Origin of the sequence: Mesorhizobium sp. M0019 (genome assembly GCF_040323975.1) — a bacterium.
In the GTDB taxonomy this organism is placed as follows: Bacteria; Pseudomonadota; Alphaproteobacteria; order Rhizobiales; family Rhizobiaceae; genus Mesorhizobium.
Map to the genome: position 1 here is coordinate 1 of NZ_JAMYVK010000133.1, position 1,268 is coordinate 1,268.

The window sequence follows — 1,268 nt, forward strand, 5'->3', positions numbered from 1 at the left end:
GGGGCGTCCACATGGGGTAATCGCGGGAGCGACGCGCCCTGGAACCGATCATAGCCTTGGAGGGTGGCTGTTCCCCGATAAGATGAAATACGGGCTCACGACTGGACGCCGGGCCCAGCATCAACGGAGAACAGCCATGGAAGAACATATCGGTCTCGACGTGTCGATGAAAGAGACGGCAGTGTCGATCCGCCGTGAAGGCGAACGGATCTGGCGCGGGAAGTGCGCATCTGATCCCAGGATCATTGCCGAGCTTGTCCGCAAGCGGGCGCCGGCCGCAAAGCGCGTCGTGTTCGAAACCGGCCCGCTGTCAGTTTGGTTCTATCATGCGCTGCGCGCCGAGGGATTGCCAGCCATCTGCATCGATGCGCGCCATGCCAAAGCCGCTCTCGATATGGCGGCGAACAAGACGGATGCGAATGACGCCGATGGTTTGGCGCGTCTTGCTGAAGCAGGATTCTTTCGCGAGGTGCGCGTGAAAGGCTTCGACAGTATGTTGACCCGCACGCTCGTGGCAGCACGCACTCGGCTGGTCCGGATCACCGTCGAGCTTTCCAACCAGATCCGAGGGATCATGAAAACATTCGGCTTGCTCGTTCCCGCCGGTAAGGGAACTACATTCGAAAAGAATGTCCGGAGCCTTCTTATCAGAGCGAGCTTGCTCCTGTCGTCCTACCGATGTTGGAAGCCTGGCGCAGCATTCGCATCCGTGCCGCCGAGCTTGGGCGCCAGCTTGTCGCAGATGCACGTCAAAGCCAAGCATGCCGCATACTCATGTCGATCCCCGGCATCGGCGCCATTACCGCAACCTCTTTCGCCACTGCCATTGAAGATCCGGGCAACTTCAAGAAGTCCCGCTCTGTTGCCGCTTGGATCGGCCTGACAACTCGCCGCTACCAATCGGGAGAAGTCGATTATGACGGCCATATATCCCGACGCGGCGATCGACATTTGCGGGGACTTCTCTATGAGGCTGCGGCGGTCATCCTGACACGCAGCTCGATCGACAGCAGCCTGCGCACGTGGGGCCTCAAGCTCCGGGAGAGGGTTGGCTTCAAACGAGCTGCCGTGGCTGTGGCGCGCAAACTGGCGGTGATAATGCATTCGATGCTCAAGACCGGTGAGTTCTTTGATCGAAATGCAGGCGCCACAGCATGAAATCTTGCGAATAGCGTTCAGGATCTGAGCGCCTGAGACGTCCCTGCCGGGACGTGAGCCGAGCCATTCCGCTGATGGGGTTGCACCGCTGTCTCAGCAAAGTGCGTCGT

Annotated in this window: 1 pseudogene; it reads left to right on the forward strand. The window is 59.7% G+C overall.

Annotation, left to right across the window (positions count from 1 at the left end):
* Nucleotides 1-136 precede the first annotated feature (136 nt).
* Nucleotides 137-1,158 (forward strand): annotated as a pseudogene (locus NKK47_RS34990) (IS110 family RNA-guided transposase).
* The last annotated feature ends 110 nt before the right edge of the window (nt 1,159-1,268 follow it).